This window comes from Pseudomonas sp. P4_B4 (assembly GCF_056402255.1).
Genome location: NZ_JBFUHS010000033.1, coordinates 16,600 through 36,556, shown reverse-complemented (window position 1 = coordinate 36,556; position 19,957 = coordinate 16,600). Strand labels below are relative to the sequence as shown.

Sequence of the window (19,957 nt, the reverse complement as noted above, 5' to 3'; positions counted from 1 at the left end):
GGCGTGATGAGCGATACGCAATCTTTGCTTGTTTTGACAGCCGGTGACGATGTCGCCGTGGCCCGAGGAGATATCGCCGAAGGACAACACCTCAGCGCCGACGGTATCGCGCTGATCGCCCGGCAGCAGATTCCGTCCGGCCACAAGATCGCCCTGCGCACGGTGTTGGCTGGCCAACAGGTGCTCAAGTATGGTCAGACCATCGGCTTGGCGACCCAAGGCATCGAACCCGGCGATTACGTCCACGTACACAATCTGGATATGCCTGCAACCAACTCCGAACACAGCGTGCAGAACATCTATGCACCCACTTTATTCAGCAGTGAACCGGCTACTTTCAAAGGATTTGTCCGCAATGATGGACGCGTCGGTACACGCAACTACATCGGTGTTATTTCCAGCGTCAACTGCTCGGCAACCGTCTGCAAACACATCGCCAACGCGTTCTCTTCCGAGCGCCTGAAAGACTTCCCCAACGTCGATGGCGTTGTTGCAATTACTCATGGCAGCGGCTGTGGCATGGGTGCGAAAGGTGAAGGCATCGATATCCTCAAACGTACCTTGCGCGGGTACGCAGATCACGCCAACTTTGCCGGTGTTCTGTTGATCGGCTTGGGCTGTGAGGTAAACCAACTGACCCCCCTTATGAATGAACTCGGGGATCGCTCAGCCCTGCTCAAGGCCAGCCTGATCATTCAGGAAGCGGGCGGTACTCGCGAAGCCGTGCGACGTGGCATAGCCCATATTGAAGATATGCTGCCCATCATCAACAACTTCCGGCGTACTACCGTTGCGGCCAGCCATCTAAGCGTCGGTTTGCAATGCGGCGGCTCGGATGGTTACTCAGGCATTACCGCTAATCCAGCACTCGGGGCTGCGGTAGACCTGCTGGTGCGGCATGGCGGCACCGCAATTCTTTCGGAAACACCGGAAATCTATGGCGCCGAACACCTGCTGACTGCCCGCGCCGCATCTGCCGATATTTCGGCAAAATTGATGGAGCGGATCCATTGGTGGGAAGCCTACGTGCGCCACAACGATGGTGACATGAACAACAATCCCTCGCCTGGCAACAAGGCCGGGGGCATTACCACCATTCTGGAAAAATCCCTTGGCGCCGTGGCGAAAGCCGGAACTACCGGGTTAATGGGCGTTTACCCCTACGCTGAAACTATCGATGCCCACGGACTCGTGTTCATGGACACGCCTGGCTACGACCCCGTGTCCGCAACCGGTCAGGTTGCGGGAGGCGCGAATCTCATCTGCTTCACCACTGGCCGTGGCTCGACCTACGGTTGCAAGCCCACTCCATCATTAAAGATCGCCACCAACACCGGTCTATTCCATCGCATGGAACTGGATATGGATTTCAATGCCGGAGGTATTGTCGATGGCCTGGAGTCGGTGGCCGAGGCCGGCGAGCGGTTGTTCCAGTTGATGCTGGACACCGCTTCCGGACGACACACCTGCAGCGAAGAAAACGGCTTGGGCGATAACGAGTTTCTGCCCTGGCAGATTGGCGCAGTGATGTAAAACGAACAGCCAGTCACTATGGTAGCCTTTGCAAACTATCTGATGGACGCCGTACCGATGGCTTCACCGACAAACTCCGCTGAGCGAAAGCCGTACCAAAAAATCGCCGACCAACTTCGGGATTACATCTTTCAGGGGGATTTCAAACCGGGCTCCAGGCTTCCCCCAGAGCGCGATTTGACACAACTTCTTGGTGTTTCCAGACCTTCGCTTCGCGAGGCGCTCATTGCCCTGGAAATAGAAGGCGGTGTTGAAATCAGGATGGGCTCAGGCGTGTACGTCCGAGCCCTGACCATGGACGGAAAAAATAAGGCCGTAACCCTGGGCGAGAGCCCCTCGGAACTTATGCAGGCCCGCGCCTTGATCGAAGGTGAGTCCGTGGTTCTGGCCTGTGTGCATGGCAAAAAAAGCGACTATCGCTATCTGCAGGAATGTATTGACGCAATGCGTGCCAGCATCGCAAACGGCCTGCCCCCCCTGGAGGACGACCGCAAATTTCATCATCGCCTGGCTAAAATGAGTGGCAACTGCGCCCTGGTCCGGATCATCACCGCACTCTTTGATGAGCGACATAACCCTATTTCGGCTCGCCTCAGCAAACATTCAGAGAACTCTCTGACATGGGAAGCTGCGGTAATCGAGCATGAGGCGATACTTCGCGCCGTAGCCAACAAAGACGTTCTTGGCGCGCAAACCTCAATGCGCCAGCATTTGAGCCGTTCGGAGAATCGTTGGCTGCAAGCTCTGGAACCAGAAGAAATCACTGCCGCTCGGCAGAGCAAGTAGCAAACGGGCTTGCCCGCTTGCTACTTGCTCAGTTTTTTTAGCCATCAGTCCAGCTGTTGACGCACGGCCAATTCCACACCGCGGATTTCTGCCAGGCCCTTTAGGCGGCCGATCAGCGAATAGCCGGGGTTGCTTTTACGGTGCTGATCGTCGAGCAGTTGATGCCCATGGTCCGGACGCAGCGGCAAGCGCGGGCCGCCTTCGCGTTCACGTCTGCGCTCTTCTGCCACCAGGGCACTGATGACCCCAACCATGTCGACGTCGCCGTCCAGATGATGGGCTTCATGGAAGCTACGCGGGTCGGCCTCTCGGCGGGTTGAGCGCAGGTGGGTAAAATAGATGTACGGCGCAAAGTGCTTGGCCATAGCCACCAGGTCGTTGTCTTCACGTACGCCATAGGAACCGGTGCAGAACGTCAGGCCATTGGCCGGGCTTGGGGCGGCGTCCAGCAACCATTGGGCGTCTTCGGCGGTGGACAGGATACGCGGCAAGCCAAGCAGGGCACGGGGTGGATCGTCCGGGTGGATCGCCATACGTACGCCCACTTCCTCTGCAACCGGAATCACCGCGCGCAAAAAATACCCCAGGTGTTCACGCAACCTGGCTTCGTCGATTTCGGCGTAGGTACGTAGCAAGGCCCGGAAGTCTTCCAGGCTGTAGTGTTCCTCGGCGCCGGGTAAACCGGCGATCAAGGTGTTGACCAATGTTTCGGTCTGGGCTGGCGTCAGTTGCTCGAAGTAGGCCTTGGCCTGCTGGATATCCTCGGCGCTGTATTCGGCTTGCGCATCCGGGCGCTGGAGGATGAACAGGTCGAACGCGGCAAACGCGGTTTGATCGAAACGCAGCGCCCAACCGCCATCCGCCAACTCCCAGGCCAGGTCGGTGCGGGTCCAGTCCAGCACCGGCATGAAGTTGTAGCACACGATATCGATGCCGCAGCTCGCAAGGTTGCGCACGCTTTGCTGGTAGTTGGCGATGTACTCGTCACGCCGACCACAGCCGCGCTTGATGTCTTCATGCACCGGAATGCTTTCCACCACCGACCAGCTCAAGCCTGCGGCTTCGATCATCTGTTTGCGCGCCGCGATGGTGTCCACCGGCCAGACTTCGCCATTGGGGATTTCGTGCAACGCGGTGACGATACCGGTCGCACCGGTTTGGCGGACGTCCGTCAGGGAGATCGGGTCTTTGGGCCCAAACCAACGCCATGTCTGTTCCATGTTTTTCTCCTTTCTTGTTAGTTGTGTGCAGCAAAGGTGTGCAAAAGGCTGCCCATGCCGTCGCGGACCAGAGCGCCATAGGCGCCTTGCACGGCATCGCGAAAGGCTGCGCGATCGGACAACACGGCTGGAAAAACTTCGTCCAGATCGAGAAAGGCATTCACCAACGACGCGCCTTCGAATCTTCCTGCGAGATCGGCAAAGGTCGCGCTCAAGGGGTCGTCAATAACGTGCGCCGAACCGCCGGGCAGCGGCTGCGTGCAATAGTGAATCCATGCTGCGATACCCAACGCGGTGCAGGCGAGGCCGCGTCCCTCGTCGAGCAACTGCTGTGCGCCGAGCAACCAGCGTTGTGGCAGTTTCTGCGAGCCGTCCATGGCGATCTGGCGCAGGCGATGTTGTAGGCTGTCATTGGCAAATCGCGCCTTCAGATCGTGGGCATAGACCGCAAGATCGATGCCCGTCGGCATGTCCAGGGTGGGCGCCGCTTCCTGGGCCATGTAGCGCTCGATGAAGTGCGCCAGATCCGCATCGTTGATGGCATCGAACACAGATTCGTGGCCGACCAACAAACCCACGTAGGCCAGCAACGAATGGCTGCCATTGAGCATGCGCAGTTTCATCGTTTCAAACGGGCGTACGTCGTCCACCATCTGTACGCCTTCCACCTCCCAGTCCGGGCGCCCGAGAGGAAAGTGATCCTCGATCACCCACTGGCTGAAACTTTCACAGACCACGGCCGCACGGTCGTAGCAGTCAAGTTGCTGTTCCAGCCGAGTGAAGGATTCGCCATCCATGGCGGGGACGATCCGGTCAACCATGCAGCCAGGGAACGCCACGTGGTCGTTGACCCACTGCGTCAACCCTTCGTCCTGCATCGCCGCCAATGCGCTCACTGCCTGGCGAGTACGCTGGCCGTTGTCTGGCATATTGTCGCAGCACAACACGGTGAACGCCGGAATGCCTGCGGCGCGGCGGCGGCGTAAGGCTTCGAGGACAATGCCGGGCGCTGTGCGCGGTGCTTTCGGATGAGCGATGTCATGGGCAATCGCCGGGTCGTCAATGCGCAATTGCCCGGTGGCAGGGCTCAGACAGTAGCCTTTCTCGGTGACGGTGAGCGTGACGATCCGCGTTTGCGGCGCGGCCATGCGCTGCAACAGCAATTCCAGCTCATGGCCGCCCTCGCCCACATACAAGGCCTGGCGCAATACACCGATCTCACGCAGCGTCACCTGCTCGCGGTCGCGATACTCGGCCACATGGTAGCGGCCGTCCTGCTCGCGCAATTGATCAACCAATGTGCGATTCGAGCGCAGGTTGGCGCTGCACAATCCCCAGTCACTTTCGCCATGGCGAATGAGATGGCGTTGCAGGTAGACCGCCTGGTGGGCGCGATGAAACGCCCCCAGGCCAAGATGCACGATGCCGATTTCAGGGGCAGGGCTGGTAGAGGGCACACGTTTCACAACAGGCATCGACACGCTCCTTCTGTTTATGACTGGTTATTGCTGGCTCAGGGCCGAAATTGGTTGCGGGCTTTGTGCCTCCGAGTTACCGGAATCCGCCGCCGAAAGGGGTTTGACATAGCGTGCCACACACACGGCGCCGATCACGGTCAATAGTCCCGCCAGCAGGAACGCACTGGTGAACGAACCGGTGGATTGCACCAGGAAGCCGGTCAAGGTCGGGCCAATGATGCCCGAGGTGTTAGCCAGAAAGTGCATGAAGCCACTGACACCACCCACCCGCGCCGCAGGCACGGTGTCCTGGATGATCGCCCAGTAGATGGCACCGGTGAGGTACAGGAAGAACACTGCCAAGGCGACGAGGATGACCGCCGGATACAGGGTTTTGACGATCCCGGCAAAGGCGATACAGGCGGCGCAGGCCAACAGGCATGTCACCAGTACCACCTTGCGGGAGAACATCATCCGCCCGGTTTTCTTGAACACGAAGTCGGAAATGAAACCGCCCAAGGCCAAACCGAGGAAACCCAGAAGCCAGGGAATGACCGTGGCGATGCTCATGTCCTTGACGTTCAGGCCGTGGGCCATGGTCAGGTAGCTGGGGAACCAGGTCAGGAAGAAGAACAGCGTGTAGTTATAGGAAAAAAATGCCAGCGCGGTGAACAGCACCGTCGGTTGCTTGAGGTAGTAACGCAGCGGATGAACTGGCAGCGCCGCAATTTCGCTCTTGCCCTCGGCCTGCAGAATCTCCTCGGCGGCCTTGCCTCGAGGCTTGTCCTTGACGAACTTGAACCACACCAATGCCCAGATCAGGCCCAACGCCATAATGATGATGAACGACACCTTCCACCCGTAACTGATGGCGATAAAACCCACCACCGGCCCGGAAATCGCGCCGCCCAACGGTGTGCCGGACATCGACGTACCCAGCGCCCGCGCCCGTTGTTTCGGGGTGTACCAGTTGTTGACCATCTTGCTCGTGGTGACGCTCAACGGCCCTTCACCCATGCCGAACAGGATGCGGATGAACACCAGCGAGGCGAAACCTATCGTCAGCACCGTGAGACCGCTGAACAGCGACCACAGCACCATTGCCAGCAATAGCGTGGTTTTCGCGCCGTAGCGGTCGGCTGCCCAGCCGCCGACAAAGTTGAACACCGCATAACCGACGAAAAAACTACTGAAGATCATGCCCATCTCACCCGTCGTCAGACCGTAGTCTTTCTGGATGAACGGAGCAGCAACGGACAATGCCGAGCGATCCAGGTAGTTAATGACGCCTGCCAGGAACAGCATGATGATGATTAACGTGCGACCTTGACCAAACATTGGAACCTCCCGCTTCTTGTGTTTATTCGGTGAGGGTGCCCGGATGGGCACGAGTATCTACAGATGACTATTGATGGGCGCCGCTCAGTTCCACGAGGACCTTGCGGGTTTGTTCGGGATGGCTTTCGATCAGCCCGATTGCCGCCGGCATTTCGTCGAAGCTGACGCGATGACTAATCATTTCCTGGACTTGCAATTTGCCGCTGGCGATCAGTTCGATCACCCGTGGGAACTTGCGATTGTTCAGGCGCGATCCCACCAGCGTCAGTTCTTTCTTGATCATTTCCAGCTGTACCAGGTCGCTCGGCACCGCGTTGAAACCCAGCAGGCCAATACGCCCCGCGGGCGAGGCCAGGCGCACCATTTGCGGCATCAGCGCCGGAATGCAGGCCGCGTCGACGATCAGCGGCACGCCTTCGCCACGGGTCAATTCGCGCAGGGTCGTCTCGACGTCCACATCCTTACCATTGAGGGTGCGGCTGGCGCCCAGGGCCTTGGCAGTCTCCAGGCGTGTATCGATGACGTCGGTCACGGTGATATCGGTCAGCCCCAGCGCCCGGGCCATTTGCACCAGGGTCAGGCCAATCACGCCCGCGCCGTAGATCAACAAGCTGTCGCCCGGATGGGGCTGCATGCGATCGAGCACGTTGAGGGCGATGGAATAGGGTTCCACCAGCGCCGCGTGGCTCAGGGACATCGAGTCAGGCAAGCGGTGGGCATTGTCGGCCGGCACACAGACTTGCTCACTGAAACCGCCATCGCGGTGTACGCCTATCACTTGCAGTCGGGTGCAGACGTTCGGCCGGTTGATCCGGCACGGGTAGCAGGTGCCACAGCTGATTACCGGGTCGATGCACACGCGGTCGCCGACCTTGAGGTTCTCGACCCCCTCGCCCACTTCGCGCACCACTCCTGAGAACTCATGGCCGGTCACCCGCGGAAAACGCACAAAGGCGTTTTGCCCGTGAATGATGTGTATGTCCGAGCCACAGATACCGGCGTAGGCGACGTCTACCTTGACTTCACCACGCGCCACTTGGGGCATCTCGACTTGCGCCAGGCCGAATTCAAAAGGTGCTCTTACTTGAAAAGCTTTCATCGGGTAACTCCTGCCAGGGCGGGTGGCGCCCTGTGCTCTTGTAGTCATTGATCAGTCGAAACAGCGTTTACCAGTGCCAGAGCGTGCCGTCTTCCAGGCGATTGACCGGCAGGCTGGCGCGTTTGTAGGGGTATTTCGCCGCCAGGTTCTCGTCGATGTCGACGCCATGCCCCGGGATTTCGCCGGGGGTGAAGTGGCCATCTTCAAAGCGATAGGCGTGGGGAAAAACTTCGTCGATACGTTCGTCGTGAGGCATGTATTCCTGGATGCCGAAGTTGGGCACCCAGGTATCGAAATGCAGTGCTGCGCCCATGCACACCGGCGACAGGTCGGTGGCGCCATGAAAGCCGGTGCGCACCTGATAGAGCGCAGCAAAGTCGGCAATGCGTCGCACATGAGTGATGCCACCCGCATGCACCAGGGTGGCGCGGATGTAGTCGATCAACTGTTCCTGGATCAGCTCGCGGCAGTCATGAATGGAGTTGAACACTTCACCCACCGCCAGCGGCGTGGTGGTGTGTTGGCGGATCAGCCGGAAGGCTTCCTGATTCTCGGCCGGGGTGCAGTCTTCGAGCCAGAACAGGTTGAATGGCTCAACCGCCTTGCCCAGGCGCCCCGCTTCAATGGGCGTAAGGCGATGATGCACGTCGTGAAGGATGTGCAAGTCATCGCCGAAACGCTCGCGAACTGCGGCAAACAGCTTGGGCACATGGTTCAGGTATTTGGCGGTGTCCCACACATGTTCGGCGGGCAGGTCGCTGTCGGCTGGTTCATAACGCTCACCGCTGCGTTTGGCCACGCCATAGGTGGTGGCGATACCGGGAATCCCGCATTGCACGCGCACCGCCTTGTAACCCAGCTCGACATGACGAGCGACTTCGTCCAGACAACCGTCGATGTCCTTGCCCGTGGCATGCCCGTAGACCATCACCCGCTCGCGGCTTTTGCCACCGAGCAACTGGTACAACGGCATCTTCGCAGCCTTGGCCTTGATGTCCCACAGGGCGATATCCACGGCGGCAATCGCGGTCATGGTCACCGGGCCACGGCGCCAGTAGGCCCCGCGATACAGGTACTGCCAGATGTCCTCGATGCGCTGGGCATCGCGACCGATCAGTGCCGGCAGCACATGTTCTTCAAGGTAGGCGACAACCGCCAGTTCCCGGCCGTTCAAGGTCGCATCGCCGATACCGTAGATGCCGGAATCAGTGACAATTTTCAGGGTGATCAGGTTGCGACCCGGGCAGGTAACAATGACGCGAGCTTCAATGATTTTCACAAGATCAGGCCTCTGCGGCAGAAGAAAATGAAGGCATGTTCAGGCTGGGCATGGCGGCGCTGGGGATCAGCGCACCGCGATGCTGGACGACTTGGGCCGCCAGTCGATGGCCCCAACGCGCAGCCAGTTGTGGATCACCGCCTTGCAGGCGACACGAAAGATAGGCCGCGCTGAAAGAGTCGCCCGCCGCAGTGGTGTCGACGATCTGCCGCACCTGCTCGGCGGACACTTCGAAACGACCTGAGGCGCACTGGATCAAGCACGAGGCCACGCCACGCTTGAGAGCGACTTCACCGACGCCAAATTCTGCGTAGGCGCGAAACAACGCCTCGACATCGGCATAACCGAACAGTGCAGCGTCGTCCTCCCAGGTAATCAGGGCCAGGTCAGTCAGGCGCAGCATGTCGCCATAGGCCTGGCGTGCAGCCTTGGTATCGGGCCACAGATAGGGACGGTAGTTGTTGTCGAAGACAATGCGGGTGCCGGATTCACGAGCCAGGCGCAAGGCGTGCATCAGGCGCTCGCGGCCATTGGCCGTGAGAATCGCCAGGCTGATGCCACTCAAATAGACGTAGTCGTAATCCGCCAGGGCATGCAACACGGTGCCGGCTTCAAGACCGTCAAACATGTGTCGCGCTGCGGCTTCGCCACGCCAGTACAGAAAGCGTCTTTCGCCTTGGGCGTCGGTCTGGATGAAGTACAACCCCGGCAGCGCATCCTCGATCACGCGCACATGCTGGTCACCGACGCCTTCGTCGCGCCACAACTGACGCATCGATTCACTGAAGCTATCGGCGCCGATGGCGGTGACGTAGTCCGCGACAATCCGGGCGGTTGGATTCAATCGGGAAAGATAAACCGCAGCGTTGAGCGTGTCGCCGCCGAAGGTCTGGCTGAAACCTGAGACTGGCTCGCCGCGCATCTCGATCATGCACTCGCCCACCAGCGCCACTTTGAGGGGGCGGGGTGAAACGGTTTGTGGGCATTGCCCTGGAATTACCTTCATCACTGCGCGCCTTTGTTATTTTTAAAACGGCGTTTCATTTTCAAGCTTGTGGCCGAGTTTAGTCAGATTTCCTATACCGTCAAGAAAAATGAAACAGCGTTTTGATTCGCCAGCGTATATCCTTGGGTTTTTCCGTTCCCGTTGGAGCCTTCATGGACAACAACACCATCCAGAACAACGAACTGGTCTCCGCCGTCGGCCGGACCATGGCCGTCCTCGAGGCGCTGGCCGAGCATCCCGAGGAAAGCGGCGTATCGGAAATCGCGCAGAAACTGGACATGTCCAAAAGCACGGTTTACCGGTTTTTGCAGTCACTCAAGGCCCGCGGCTATGTGGTTCAGGATGCCGAGGATCGCTATCGGCTCAGCGTTCGGCTGTTTGAACTGGGCGCGCAAGCCCTGCCCCATCTGGACATCGTCCGCGAGGCGGAACCGGGCATGCGGCGCATCAACGAATTGACCGGCGAGACCGTGCACCTGGGAATTCTCGACGAAGGCAGCATCGTCTACGTGCATAAGATCGACTCCAAATACAACCTGCGCATGTACTCGCGCATCGGCCGACGTGCGCCGCTGTACTGCACCGGTATCGGCAAGGTATTGATGGCGTGGCTGGAGCAGCCCGAGCTGATCGCCCATTTGCAGGAAGAAAGTTTCGAGCGCCGCACCGCCAACACCCTGACCAGCATCGAGGCGTATCTGGAGGAACTGGAAGTAGTTCGCGCCCAGGGCTATGCCGAAGACCATGAAGAATTCGAAGACAATATGCGCTGCCTGGCCGCACCGATCCGCGACCGTTTTGGCCATGTGATCGGTGGCCTGAGCGTGTCATTCCCCTGCTTTCGCTTTCGCGAAGAACTCAAGCAGGACTACGTTAATCGGCTGATGGAAGCCACGCAGCAGATTTCCAGGCAGTTAGGCTGGCATGCGAAGTAGCTCATGTAATCCAACCTGCGGGCGCTGCTCCTGATCGAGAGGGCTCAGTGACATAAGTGCCGGCCTTCATAATCTAACGATTTTGTCGTTATGGTCAGGCTGCCATGGCTATGGGGATTCGGTCGATGCTGCCCCTCTGCCTCATGGATTTATCTTCCCCTCGCAGTTCCCTCCCCCATCTGGTCAACGCTGCGTCCGCGTGCAAGCGACCAGCGGGCCATCCGAAGCAAATGCTCGATCGGAATCGAGCGAAGCGAGCTAGTGCACCATGGGGTCACTCCCCATTTCGGCGGAGCTTCAGAGTTCGATCCAGAAACATCCCTCCCCCCCGCCCTTAGCTCTGCCAGTCGTCTTCCCGTTGCTGAAATCGGGTTTGCCGCAGCCATCACGATCAGTTGAACAGCGATGTACTGAACTCAATTCTGAATCTGTATTGGGTCGGCTTCCTCCTACCTCGCCGTAATCACTGACAACTTGGTAATCCCCGCCCGCTCGATAGCGGCCATCGCGCGGGCTACTTCGCCATAATTCACCCCATTGTCGGCCTGCAGTTGCACGCGCACCTCCGAATCTTTGGTCTTGGCAGACTTGAGATTAGCTTCCAGCAGGTCAGGCTGGATTTCGTCCTTGTTCATGAACACCTTGCCCTTATCGTCGATGCTCACCACCAGCGGATCTTTCTGCTCCACCGGTGCCACCGCTTCGGTCTTCGGCAAGTTGATCGGAATGGAGTTGGTCAACAACGGCGCGGTGACGATGAACACCACCAGCAGCACCAACATGACGTCCACCAAGGGTGTGACGTTGATCTCGCTGAGCACTTCATCGCTGTCTTGTGTGGAGAATGCCATGTCAGGATACCTCCTTGACTTTCTGACCGGCGACAGTGGCGCCGAACTTACTCAATACCGGGTGCAACAGCACACGGAACGAATGCTTCTGCGCCAGGCTGTAGAAGTCGTGGGCAAAATCGTCGAGGTCGGCGGCAGTCAGTTTCAGGCGGCGTAGAAAGTAGTTGTAAACCAGCACCGCCGGTACCGCGACGGCGATACCGACACCCGTGGCGACAAGGGCCGCACCGATCGGCCCGGCCACGGTTTCCAGGCTCGCCGAGCCCGCCGCACTGATGCCTTTGAGCGCCGACATGATTCCCCACACCGTCCCGAACAGTCCGATAAAGGGCGATGTGCTGCCAATGCTGGCGAGGATCGCCAGGCCGCTTTCCAGCGAACGCCGCTCACGCACGATCTGCTGACGCAAGGCGCGTTCGAGACGATCCTGATGGTTGATCGACTGACTGAGATCGGTGTTCTGGTGGTCGCTGACCTGAATCGCTGCATAACCGGCCAGCGCCACGCGGGCCGCCGCGCCGGGCTGGTCATGGGCGAGTTCAGCGGCCGAATCCAGGCTGGAAGCTGCCCAGAACTGTTTATGGAACTTGCGGTCTTGCGTCTTCAGGCGGGTGAACTGCAAACCCTTGAGTAAGGCCAGGCCCCAGGTCGCGACGGAAAAGAGGATCAACAGCCAGATAACGGCGTGTTCGATGGATTCGAAAGGGGATGCGATCAGGTTCATGGTCAGGCTCTCCAGCAAGGCATTGGATCGGTTGTAGCGATGCGCCTTGTGTCAGGTAGCCCGCGGTGTATTTCAACAGGGTTGAGTCACTTGATTTTGAAATCGATCGGCACGCTGACCCAGCCGTCCTGGGCGATATCGCCCTGTTTGGCCGGCACGAAACTCCAGCGCTTTACCGCTGCCAGCGCCGCGTCATTGAGTTGATCGCGGCAACTGCTTTTCTGGATCTGGATTTCACCCGGTTTGCCGCTGGCCAACACATGCACCCGCAGCAACACCGTGCCCTCCCAGCCGCGACGCATCGCCAGCGATGGATATTCCGGTGCCGGATTCTTCAAGTAAGCGGCGCTGGCCGAGGCCGGCGTCACCGGTTTCGGTGCAGGCGGTGCAGCAGGAGCTGGCGCGGCGACCGGTTGTAGTGGTGCAGGCGGCGCCGGTGGCTGTTCCACAGGTTTTGCCACAGGTTTAGGTACAGGTTTGACCACCGGTTTTGGTTTGGGGACCGGTTTGGGTGGTGGTGGTTTCACGGCCAGTTCATCCTCCACCGGCGGTGGAGGTTCGACCACCGGCTGCGGGATCGGCTCGGGCGGCGGGGGTACCACCACGGGCGGTGCCGGTTGCGAAAACTCGATGGTCATCGGCGGAATCTCCGGCGGCACCACGGGCAGTTGCGGTGGCGGTGCCTGGTAGACCCAGACAATGACCGCACCATGCAGCACCAGCGCAAACACCCCCAACAAGACCACCTCACGACGACTCAACACGCGCTTGGGCGTGCTATGCAGACGCGACAACGCCAGGGGCTCGCGGAAAACCCGACCGATGTCAAGCAGTTCGCCGCCGGGTAACGGGCGTCGAAACACCTCTAGGGCACTGGTGGCGCTCTGGACATTGCCCATTGATAGACTCCTGTAATGCTTCAAATTGAACTCATGCCGCGACCCGGACTAGCGCACCGACCCTGACTGCGTCACCGTCAACGGTGCCGCGGAAAACACTGCGGTGTCCGTGAGCTTCTCGACGTCGACACGATGGGGAAAGATGTTCTTTTCCACGAACAGATCATCGACTTGCTGCAAGGCCTGGACATCTCTTGGTTCAACTGGCAGCAGAGATTCGTCGCCCCAACTGCGAAGGCGCTGCGAGACGTCCAGCGGAATGTCGTTGACCCGGGCGAAGACCCGAGCGTACTCGTCAGGGTTCTGCCGGACCCACTCGAACGCCTTGGCGAAGCGCTGCAGCACGTCACTGAGCGCCTTGCGCTTGAGCGGATCGGTGAGGACTTCATCCGAGGCGGTAATGAAGGTCAGCCCAGTGTTGATACCCTCGCCGCTGATCAGCACCCGCGCCCCCTGCTGCTCGGCAAACGCCTGATAGATACCGAACGTAGCCCAAGCTTCGATCTTGCCAGCGTTGAAGGCTGCGAGGGCGTCGGTCGGCAGGACGAACCCGATGTTGACGTCTTTCTCGTCGACCCCGGCATTGGCCAGCGCACGAATCAACAGGTACTGGGAAATGCTGCCTCTGGCCGAAGACACCACAACGTTTCGGCCTTTCAGATCCGCGACGCTATGTATGGCCGAATCCGCGGGCACCAGGATCGCAATCCCCCTCGATTGACTGCGCCGCACAGCGACGATGCGCAAAGGTGTGCCGCCGGTGGCAGCCGCAAGCACCGGCGTATCACCAGCCGGAGCCAGATCGACGGCACCGGCGCGCAAGGCTTCGAACAAGGGCGCCGCGCCCTGGAAGTTCGCCCGTCAGAGCGGTTACACGGCCCTGGCCAACCCCTGCTTGGGGATCAAAGGCAACAAAGAGTCTGGGCGGGATGTTTACGTCGAGGATGACTTGCTACAAAAGGTGTATGCACACGCCGAGCAACCACTTCGTGATGCCTTGGATCTGTTCTATCTCACCGCTCAACGCATCGCCGATACGTTAAAAATGGATGAGCGAGATATTCGTAATGGGCAACTTACGATTCAGCAGGGAAAAACCAGTGTGAAGCGGCGGATTGAGATTGTCGGTGAGTTAAAGATTGTGATTGAGCGGATTATGGCTCGCAAGGCCGGCTATAGGATTAGGTCTACACGCCTGGTGGTTATGGAAAATGGGCAGCCGATGACGACAAGTATGCTCAGGAAACGGTTTGATGATGCACGGGAGGCTGCTGGCGTTCCGAAAGCTGACTTTCAAATGCGCGATTTGCGGGCAAAGGCGGCGACGGATAAGGAAGAGTCGACGGGCAATATACGGGCTGCGCGTGATCAGCTAGGGCATACCACTGTGGGTATGACGGAGCATTACATTCGGATGCGTAAGGGGATGAAAGTTACGCCTACGAAGTGATCAGCGGTAGCGAGTTGCGGAGCAGCGGTTAGTTTTTGCGGTGCAAAGAAATAAGGGCCTGCATGAGGTATCTCACGCAAGCCCTTGATATTCATGGTGCCCGAAGCCGGAATCGAACCGGCACGCCCTTACGAGCGGGGGATTTTAAGTCCCATGCGTCTACCAGTTTCGCCATTCGGGCGGTAGCGCGGTGAAGCGTCCAGGTTTTGCCAAATAACGATCTGGCAGTTCTGACGCTTGTGCAGCAGAGGTGGAAATATATACATCCCGCCCCGGTGAAGCAAGTTCGCAAATACCCTTTTCAAGACTAAATCTTGCAGGCTACTGCAAATAAAAAAGCTCCGTAAATCATTGATCTACGGAGCTTGTTTATTAGTGGAGGCCGAGGTCGGAATCGAACCGGCGTAGGCGGATTTGCAATCCGCTGCATAACCATTTTGCTACTCGGCCTCAAAACATTTGGTGTCTAGTAGCACGACATCAAATGCGTACAAACTTGGAGCGGGAAACGAGACTCGAACTCGCGACCCCGACCTTGGCAAGGTCGTGCTCTACCAACTGAGCTATTCCCGCGTCTTGGTGTGGCGCATTCTATAGAATCCAGAAGCCCCGTCAACCCTTTGATTCAAAAAAGTTTTATTTCTTTTCAACGTCGGTCTTCAGATGTGGCCAGGCAGCCCGCAGGTACTGGACCATCGACCACAAAGTCAGGCCAGCCGACACCATCAGCAAGGTGTAGCCCAGCAAGACCCAGAAACTGAAATCCTTGGGATTGGCCAGCAGGATCACCAACGCCAGCATTTGCGCGGCGGTTTTCCATTTGCCCAGGTTCGACACGGCAACGTGGGCGCGGGCGCCCAGTTCGGCCATCCATTCGCGCAGTGCCGAGACGACGATCTCGCGACCGATGATCACGGCAGCTGGCAGCGTGAGCCACAGGTTTCCGTGTTCCTGTACCAACAGCACCAATGCAACCGCAACCATCAGCTTGTCGGCAACCGGATCGAGAAAAGCCCCGAACGGTGTGCTTTGTTCCAGACGGCGGGCCAGGTACCCGTCCAGCCAGTCGGTGGCGGCAGCGAATGCGAAGACCGAGGCGGAGGCCAGGTAACTCCATTGGTAAGGCAGGTAGAACAGCAAAATGAAGATTGGTATGAGCAGAACGCGTAGAACGGTAATCAGATTAGGGATATTCATCGGCACAACTGGCTACGAGGTGAGGGGGCATTCTACTCGCTGTGCAGATTTGCATAAATCAACTCTGCGAGCTTTTTACTGATCCCGGGGGCTTTGGCAATTTCTTCGATGCTTGCACGAGACAGCTCCTGCAATCCACCAAAATGTTTCAGCAAATCCCGCCGACGTGTGGGTCCGACGCCAGCGACGCCTTCCAGTGTAGACGTCCGACGGGTTTTTCCACGCCGGGCGCGGTGCCCGGTAATGGCAAACCGGTGGGCTTCGTCGCGAATCTGCTGGATCAGGTGCAGCGCGGGAGAGTCGCCGCGCAACGTGAACTCATGTGCAGCGTCGTTCAGGTACAGGGTTTCGAAACCGGCCTTGCGCGTCGCGCCTTTTGCCACGCCAAGCAGAATCAGGTCAGGCACGGCCAATTCATCGAGCACATTGCGGGCCATGGACAACTGACCTTTACCGCCGTCCACCAGCAGGATATCCGGCAGTTTGCCCTCCCCGTCCTTCAGTTTGCTGAAGCGTCGGGTCAACGCCTGGTGCATCGCCGCGTAGTCATCACCGGCCGTAACGCCCTCGATGTTGTACCGGCGGTAATCGGCCTTGATCGGGCCTTCGGGGCCGAAGACCACGCAGGACGCCACCGTCGCCTCGCCACTGGAATGACTGATGTCGTAGCACTCAAGTCGTTGAGGAGGCTCATCCAGCTTCAGCACCTCGGCCAGCGCATCGAAGCGTGCCGTAATGTGCTGACGATTCGCCAGGCGCGCACTCAGTGCCTGCTCGGCATTGGTCACCGCCAATTGCTGCCAGCGCGCCCGCGTACCCCGCACGCGATGGCTGATGGTCAGTTCACGACCGCGCAACTCGTCGATGGCGGCGATCAGTGTGGGAAAGTCATCGTGGACCACATTGACGATCAGTTCACTTGGCAAGTCGCGCTCAGGACTGCTGATGAAGTACTGGCCGAGAAACGCGGCCATGACTTCAGAAACGTCTTCTTCAATACCGACTTGAGGGAAGAAGTTCTTGCTTCCCAGTACCCGCCCGCCCCGCACACTGATCAAGTGAACACAGGCGCCGCCCGGGTTGACGAAGGCGGCAATCACATCGACGTCCCCGGTCCCGCCTTCCATGCTCTGTTGATCCTGGACCCGGCGCAGTAACGCAATCTGGTCCCGCAACTCGGCTGCTCGTTCAAATTCGAGATTGATCGCCGCTTCTTCCATCCCGGCGGACAACTCGTCAGTCAGCGCATTGCTGCGCCCTTCAAGAAACATCACCGAATGGCGCACATCTTCGGCGTACACCTGAGGCTCCACCAGCCCGACACAGGGCGCCTTGCAGCGCTTGATCTGGTATTGCAGGCATGGACGTGTGCGGTTCTTGTAATAACTGTCTTCGCATTGCCGAACGAAAAACGTCTTTTGCAGCAGACTCAAGCTTTCGCGGATCGCACCGGCGCTCGGGTAAGGCCCGAAATATTTGCCCTTGGCCTTTTTCGCGCCGCGATGAATGCTCAGGCGCGGAAACTCTCCGTCGGAGAGATAGACGTAGGGGTAGGATTTATCGTCGCGCAGCAGGATGTTATAGGGCGGGCGCCATTCCTTGATCAGCGTCTGCTCAAGCAACAAGGCTTCGGTTTCGTTGGCGGTGATCGTCGTTTCGACCTGGGCGATACGCGCTACCAGTGCGGCGGTCTTGGGGGCAAGCCCGGTCTTGCGAAAGTAACTCGACAGGCGATTCTTTAGGTTTTTCGCCTTGCCGACGTAGAGCAACCGCGCTTCGCTGTCGAACATGCGGTACACGCCGGGGCGCCCGCTAACGGTCGACAGAAAGGCGCTCGGATCAAAGGTGTCGGTCATTTTCAGAGGCTGGCGTCGACCATGCCATGACGAACCGCCAACAGCGTCAACTCGACATCACTGCTGATCGAAAGCTTCTCGAAGATGCGGTAACGGTAGGTATTCACGGTTTTCGGGGACAGGCACAACTTGTCGGAAATGATCTGTACTTTCTGGCAGCCGACGATCATCAGCGCGATCTGGATTTCCCGCTCCGACAAAGCATCGAAAGGCGAATCGTTGGTGGGCTGGAAGGACTTGATTGCCAACTGCTGGGCAATTTGCGGGCTGATGTAGCGTTGCCCGGCGAACACCAGACGGATGGCCTGGACCATTTCCGGCAAACCTGCCCCCTTGGTCAGGYACCCTGCCGCACCGGCTTGCAACAGCCGCGTAGGAAACGGGTCCTCTTCACACACGGTCACCGCGACGACTTTGATATCCGGATGACTGCGCAATAACTTGCGAGTGGCTTCAAGACCGCCGATACCCGGCATCTTGACGTCCATCAACACCACATCGGGTTTCAGCTCACGCGCCTTGAGCAGGGATTCCTCACCCGACTCGGCCTGGCCGACTACTTGCAGGCCATCGATGTCAGCCAGCATTCGTGTAATGCCTGTACGAACGAGATCATGGTCATCGACTACTAGCACCCTAATCAAGCAGACACCTCGCGATATGGTCTTATTGGTTATCAGACACCTTAGCAAAAAGCATCTGGCAGACCTAGCGGAAAGCGTCAGATTAAAAGTTTCAATTCATCTTGAAAGGCTTGTCGCAAGCGTGTTGCAGCAATGCCGGTCAGGGATATCCAGTTGCATCCTCAAGAAACATTCGTCCTTGCCCACCACCCTCAATCCCTTGCGCTCGTACAACGCTCGCGCCGGGTTGTTTTCGAAAACCGTCAGGCGCAACGCCGGGCGCCGCTCCTGGCGCGCCAGAGCCAGTGCCTGATCGATCGCCCAGGACCCAGTGCCCTGCCCACGAAACGCTTCGACGATATGCAATTCGCGGATATACAAGGCTCTGGCATCACGGCTCAGGCTGACATAACCCAGGACTTTGTCGCCCCATGCAATCAAGCGGTTGTCTCGCCCGGCCCAGGCCACGTCAAAGGCTTCGTCCTGCCACAACAGGTCATGCTGAATGTAGTAACGCAACATGCCCTTACAGGTCAGTTCGCGGGCGAATCCCAGGTCATCAGGTGTTGCCGGACGCCATTGGCGCTCCATCATTCCAGCTCCACCGCCAACACATCCCCGGTCCAGCCCGCGGGATTACGCCTGGCAACCACCATCATGTTGCCAGTACCGGAGGCGGCCGCAATCAGCGAACCGTCCGGCGCCCACACCGCGCTACGTCCTGCCGACTCCCAGCCACCCGTTGCACCGCCATGGTTGGCCATCAACACCACCATTGAATGGCCAGCGGCAAAACCCTGCAATAACGCGGTATCCGGGTCGTAGCCTTTTGCTGTGATCAGCACACCAGCGGCATATATGCCTGCGCCTGTCAGTGCGGCCATAGCCGCATGATCGGCATGGTTGAAATCCGCGCACACGGCCAACGCAATCGTGTCGGCGCCGATTGTCAGCGGCTCGCCCCCCGCTCCCAGCGCAAACGCCTCTTCCTCCCCCGGATGCAGATGCTGTTTGCTGTAGACCGCGAGAGAACCATCGGCACCCAAAGTCAGCGCGCCAATCAGCACGGGCGATGTGTCCGTCAGCCGAATCGGCATGCCGACGACGGCCGTCACCCCGACTTCCTTGGCAAAATCACGCAGCGGCTGCAGTACGGCCGCGTCCGGCGCAATAGCCAATTGCGCCGCAAGCCCCCGTTCATAGCCGGTCAGCGACAATTCAGGGAACACCAGCAATTGCACGCCCTGCTCCGCAGCCACCTGCATGAAACGTTGATGTCTGGCGATATTGCCGGCGAGATCTCCGGCGATGGAGATCGATTGAGCGGCGGCGATAGTCAGTGCCGTCATGATGCGTCCTTGTGACGATGTGTTTTTTGTTGAGGGGCAGAGTGTGTCACAACCTTCAGGGCGCTCAAGCGATAGAACGCGTGGTCGTTGGCCGATAGCATTTTCTGATTGAATCTGCGTACCGGCCTCTAGTAAGCTCGACCCATCCATCGGAGACAGACCATGTTCAACACCCTCTTACAGCTTCGTACCGCCAGTGCCCTGCGCTCGGTTGCGGCTGCCCGGGTGAACGACGGTTGTGCTCCGGTCAGCTTTTATTTTGGGTATTGGTTTAGCCACTGGCGCGCCTGATACCCACACGGCGCCCACTTTAAACGGGTCGCCACCAGAGAATTCTCAACCCCCGGTCGGCCTC

The 19,957-nt window shown here is 58.8% G+C and carries 18 protein-coding genes, 3 tRNA genes and 2 pseudogenes; 5 read left to right on the top strand and 18 right to left on the bottom strand.

Annotation, left to right across the window (positions count from 1 at the left end; all coding sequences use genetic code 11):
• Window positions 1-6 precede the first annotated feature (6 nt).
• On the top strand, window positions 7-1,533 hold the full coding sequence (locus AC1DVE_RS25730; protein ID WP_477784312.1) for a UxaA family hydrolase: 1,527 nt from the start codon (window positions 7-9) through the stop codon (window positions 1,531-1,533).
• Window positions 1,534-1,590: 57 nt separating this feature from the next.
• Window positions 1,591-2,319: a FadR/GntR family transcriptional regulator gene (locus AC1DVE_RS25725; RefSeq protein WP_477784311.1), complete on the top strand. Its 729-nt coding sequence runs from the start codon at window positions 1,591-1,593 to the stop codon at window positions 2,317-2,319.
• Between the two features lie 44 nt (window positions 2,320-2,363).
• Here the strand turns inward: AC1DVE_RS25725 and uxuA are convergent, their stop codons facing one another.
• From uxuA to AC1DVE_RS25695, 6 genes are all read right to left on the bottom strand, one after another.
• Window positions 2,364-3,539 (bottom strand): mannonate dehydratase, encoded by a 1,176-nt coding sequence (uxuA, locus tag AC1DVE_RS25720; protein ID WP_477784298.1) that lies wholly within the window; start codon window positions 3,537-3,539, stop codon window positions 2,364-2,366.
• A gap of 17 nt (window positions 3,540-3,556) precedes the next feature.
• Window positions 3,557-5,014 carry a mannitol dehydrogenase family protein gene (locus AC1DVE_RS25715; RefSeq protein WP_477784297.1) on the bottom strand — a complete coding sequence of 486 codons (1,458 nt, stop codon included), beginning with the start codon at window positions 5,012-5,014 and terminating at the stop codon, window positions 3,557-3,559.
• Between the two features lie 27 nt (window positions 5,015-5,041).
• Entirely contained in the window at window positions 5,042-6,334 is a 1,293-nt protein-coding gene (locus AC1DVE_RS25710) for an MFS transporter (protein WP_477784296.1), read from the bottom strand.
• Between the two features lie 67 nt (window positions 6,335-6,401).
• A complete protein-coding gene (locus AC1DVE_RS25705; protein ID WP_477784295.1) occupies window positions 6,402-7,433 on the bottom strand; it encodes a Zn-dependent oxidoreductase in 1,032 nt (343 codons plus the stop codon).
• Window positions 7,434-7,500: 67 nt separating this feature from the next.
• Window positions 7,501-8,712 carry a D-mannonate dehydratase ManD gene (manD, locus tag AC1DVE_RS25700; RefSeq protein WP_477784294.1) on the bottom strand — a complete coding sequence of 404 codons (1,212 nt, stop codon included), beginning with the start codon at window positions 8,710-8,712 and terminating at the stop codon, window positions 7,501-7,503.
• Between the two features lie 4 nt (window positions 8,713-8,716).
• A complete protein-coding gene (locus AC1DVE_RS25695; protein WP_477784293.1) occupies window positions 8,717-9,718 on the bottom strand; it encodes a sugar kinase in 1,002 nt (333 codons plus the stop codon).
• A gap of 152 nt (window positions 9,719-9,870) precedes the next feature.
• Here AC1DVE_RS25695 and kdgR point away from each other — a divergent pair, with 152 nt between their 5' ends.
• A complete protein-coding gene (gene kdgR, locus AC1DVE_RS25690) occupies window positions 9,871-10,653 on the top strand; it encodes a DNA-binding transcriptional regulator KdgR (protein ID WP_477784292.1) in 783 nt (260 codons plus the stop codon).
• 449 nt (window positions 10,654-11,102) lie between these two features.
• Here the strand turns inward: kdgR and AC1DVE_RS25685 are convergent, their stop codons facing one another.
• The 4 genes and pseudogenes from AC1DVE_RS25685 to AC1DVE_RS25670 all read right to left on the bottom strand — a co-directional run.
• Complete coding sequence (locus AC1DVE_RS25685; RefSeq protein WP_477784291.1) at window positions 11,103-11,504, bottom strand: ExbD/TolR family protein; 402 nt, start codon at window positions 11,502-11,504, stop codon at window positions 11,103-11,105.
• A gap of 1 nt (window position 11,505) precedes the next feature.
• Window positions 11,506-12,228, bottom strand: coding sequence for a MotA/TolQ/ExbB proton channel family protein (locus AC1DVE_RS25680; RefSeq protein WP_477784290.1), 723 nt, complete (start codon window positions 12,226-12,228; stop codon window positions 11,506-11,508).
• Between the two features lie 86 nt (window positions 12,229-12,314).
• Window positions 12,315-13,127, bottom strand: a complete 813-nt coding sequence (locus AC1DVE_RS25675) for an energy transducer TonB (RefSeq protein WP_477784289.1) — start codon at window positions 13,125-13,127, stop codon at window positions 12,315-12,317.
• Window positions 13,128-13,175: 48 nt separating this feature from the next.
• Window positions 13,176-13,985, bottom strand: a pseudogene (locus AC1DVE_RS25670) (ABC transporter substrate-binding protein); the annotation flags it as partial.
• Here AC1DVE_RS25670 and AC1DVE_RS25665 point away from each other — a divergent pair.
• Window positions 13,969-14,577, top strand: a pseudogene (locus tag AC1DVE_RS25665) (tyrosine-type recombinase/integrase); the annotation flags it as partial. The pseudogenes AC1DVE_RS25670 and AC1DVE_RS25665 overlap by 17 nt on opposite strands.
• A gap of 94 nt (window positions 14,578-14,671) precedes the next feature.
• Here AC1DVE_RS25665 and AC1DVE_RS25660 read toward each other — a convergent pair.
• The 8 genes from AC1DVE_RS25660 to AC1DVE_RS25625 all read right to left on the bottom strand — a co-directional run bounded on the left by AC1DVE_RS25660 (window position 14,672) and on the right by AC1DVE_RS25625 (window position 19,602).
• A tRNA-Leu gene (locus AC1DVE_RS25660) sits at window positions 14,672-14,758 on the bottom strand.
• A gap of 195 nt (window positions 14,759-14,953) precedes the next feature.
• Window positions 14,954-15,027 (bottom strand) — tRNA-Cys (locus tag AC1DVE_RS25655).
• A 47-nt stretch (window positions 15,028-15,074) separates the two neighbouring features.
• A tRNA-Gly gene (locus AC1DVE_RS25650) sits at window positions 15,075-15,150 on the bottom strand.
• Between the two features lie 63 nt (window positions 15,151-15,213).
• A complete protein-coding gene (gene pgsA, locus AC1DVE_RS25645; protein WP_007992985.1) occupies window positions 15,214-15,774 on the bottom strand; it encodes a CDP-diacylglycerol--glycerol-3-phosphate 3-phosphatidyltransferase in 561 nt (186 codons plus the stop codon).
• A gap of 32 nt (window positions 15,775-15,806) precedes the next feature.
• Complete coding sequence (uvrC, locus tag AC1DVE_RS25640) at window positions 15,807-17,630, bottom strand: excinuclease ABC subunit UvrC (protein ID WP_223531845.1); 1,824 nt, start codon at window positions 17,628-17,630, stop codon at window positions 15,807-15,809.
• 2 nt (window positions 17,631-17,632) lie between these two features.
• Window positions 17,633-18,274: a response regulator transcription factor GacA gene (gacA, locus tag AC1DVE_RS25635; protein ID WP_477784288.1), complete on the bottom strand. Its 642-nt coding sequence runs from the start codon at window positions 18,272-18,274 to the stop codon at window positions 17,633-17,635.
• 96 nt (window positions 18,275-18,370) lie between these two features.
• The gene (locus AC1DVE_RS25630; RefSeq protein ID WP_223461743.1) at window positions 18,371-18,844 is read right to left on the bottom strand and encodes a GNAT family N-acetyltransferase; all 474 of its coding nucleotides are present in this window, start codon (window positions 18,842-18,844) and stop codon (window positions 18,371-18,373) included.
• On the bottom strand, window positions 18,844-19,602 hold the full coding sequence (locus AC1DVE_RS25625) for a carbon-nitrogen hydrolase family protein (RefSeq protein WP_223537454.1): 759 nt from the start codon (window positions 19,600-19,602) through the stop codon (window positions 18,844-18,846). Before AC1DVE_RS25625 ends, AC1DVE_RS25630 begins: the two co-directional genes overlap by 1 nt.
• 162 nt (window positions 19,603-19,764) lie before the next feature.
• On the opposite strand from AC1DVE_RS25625, the gene AC1DVE_RS25620 reads away from it, so the two are divergent.
• Window positions 19,765-19,893 (top strand): hypothetical protein, encoded by a 129-nt coding sequence (locus AC1DVE_RS25620; protein WP_259674428.1) that lies wholly within the window; start codon window positions 19,765-19,767, stop codon window positions 19,891-19,893.
• Window positions 19,894-19,957: the final 64 nt, after the last annotated feature.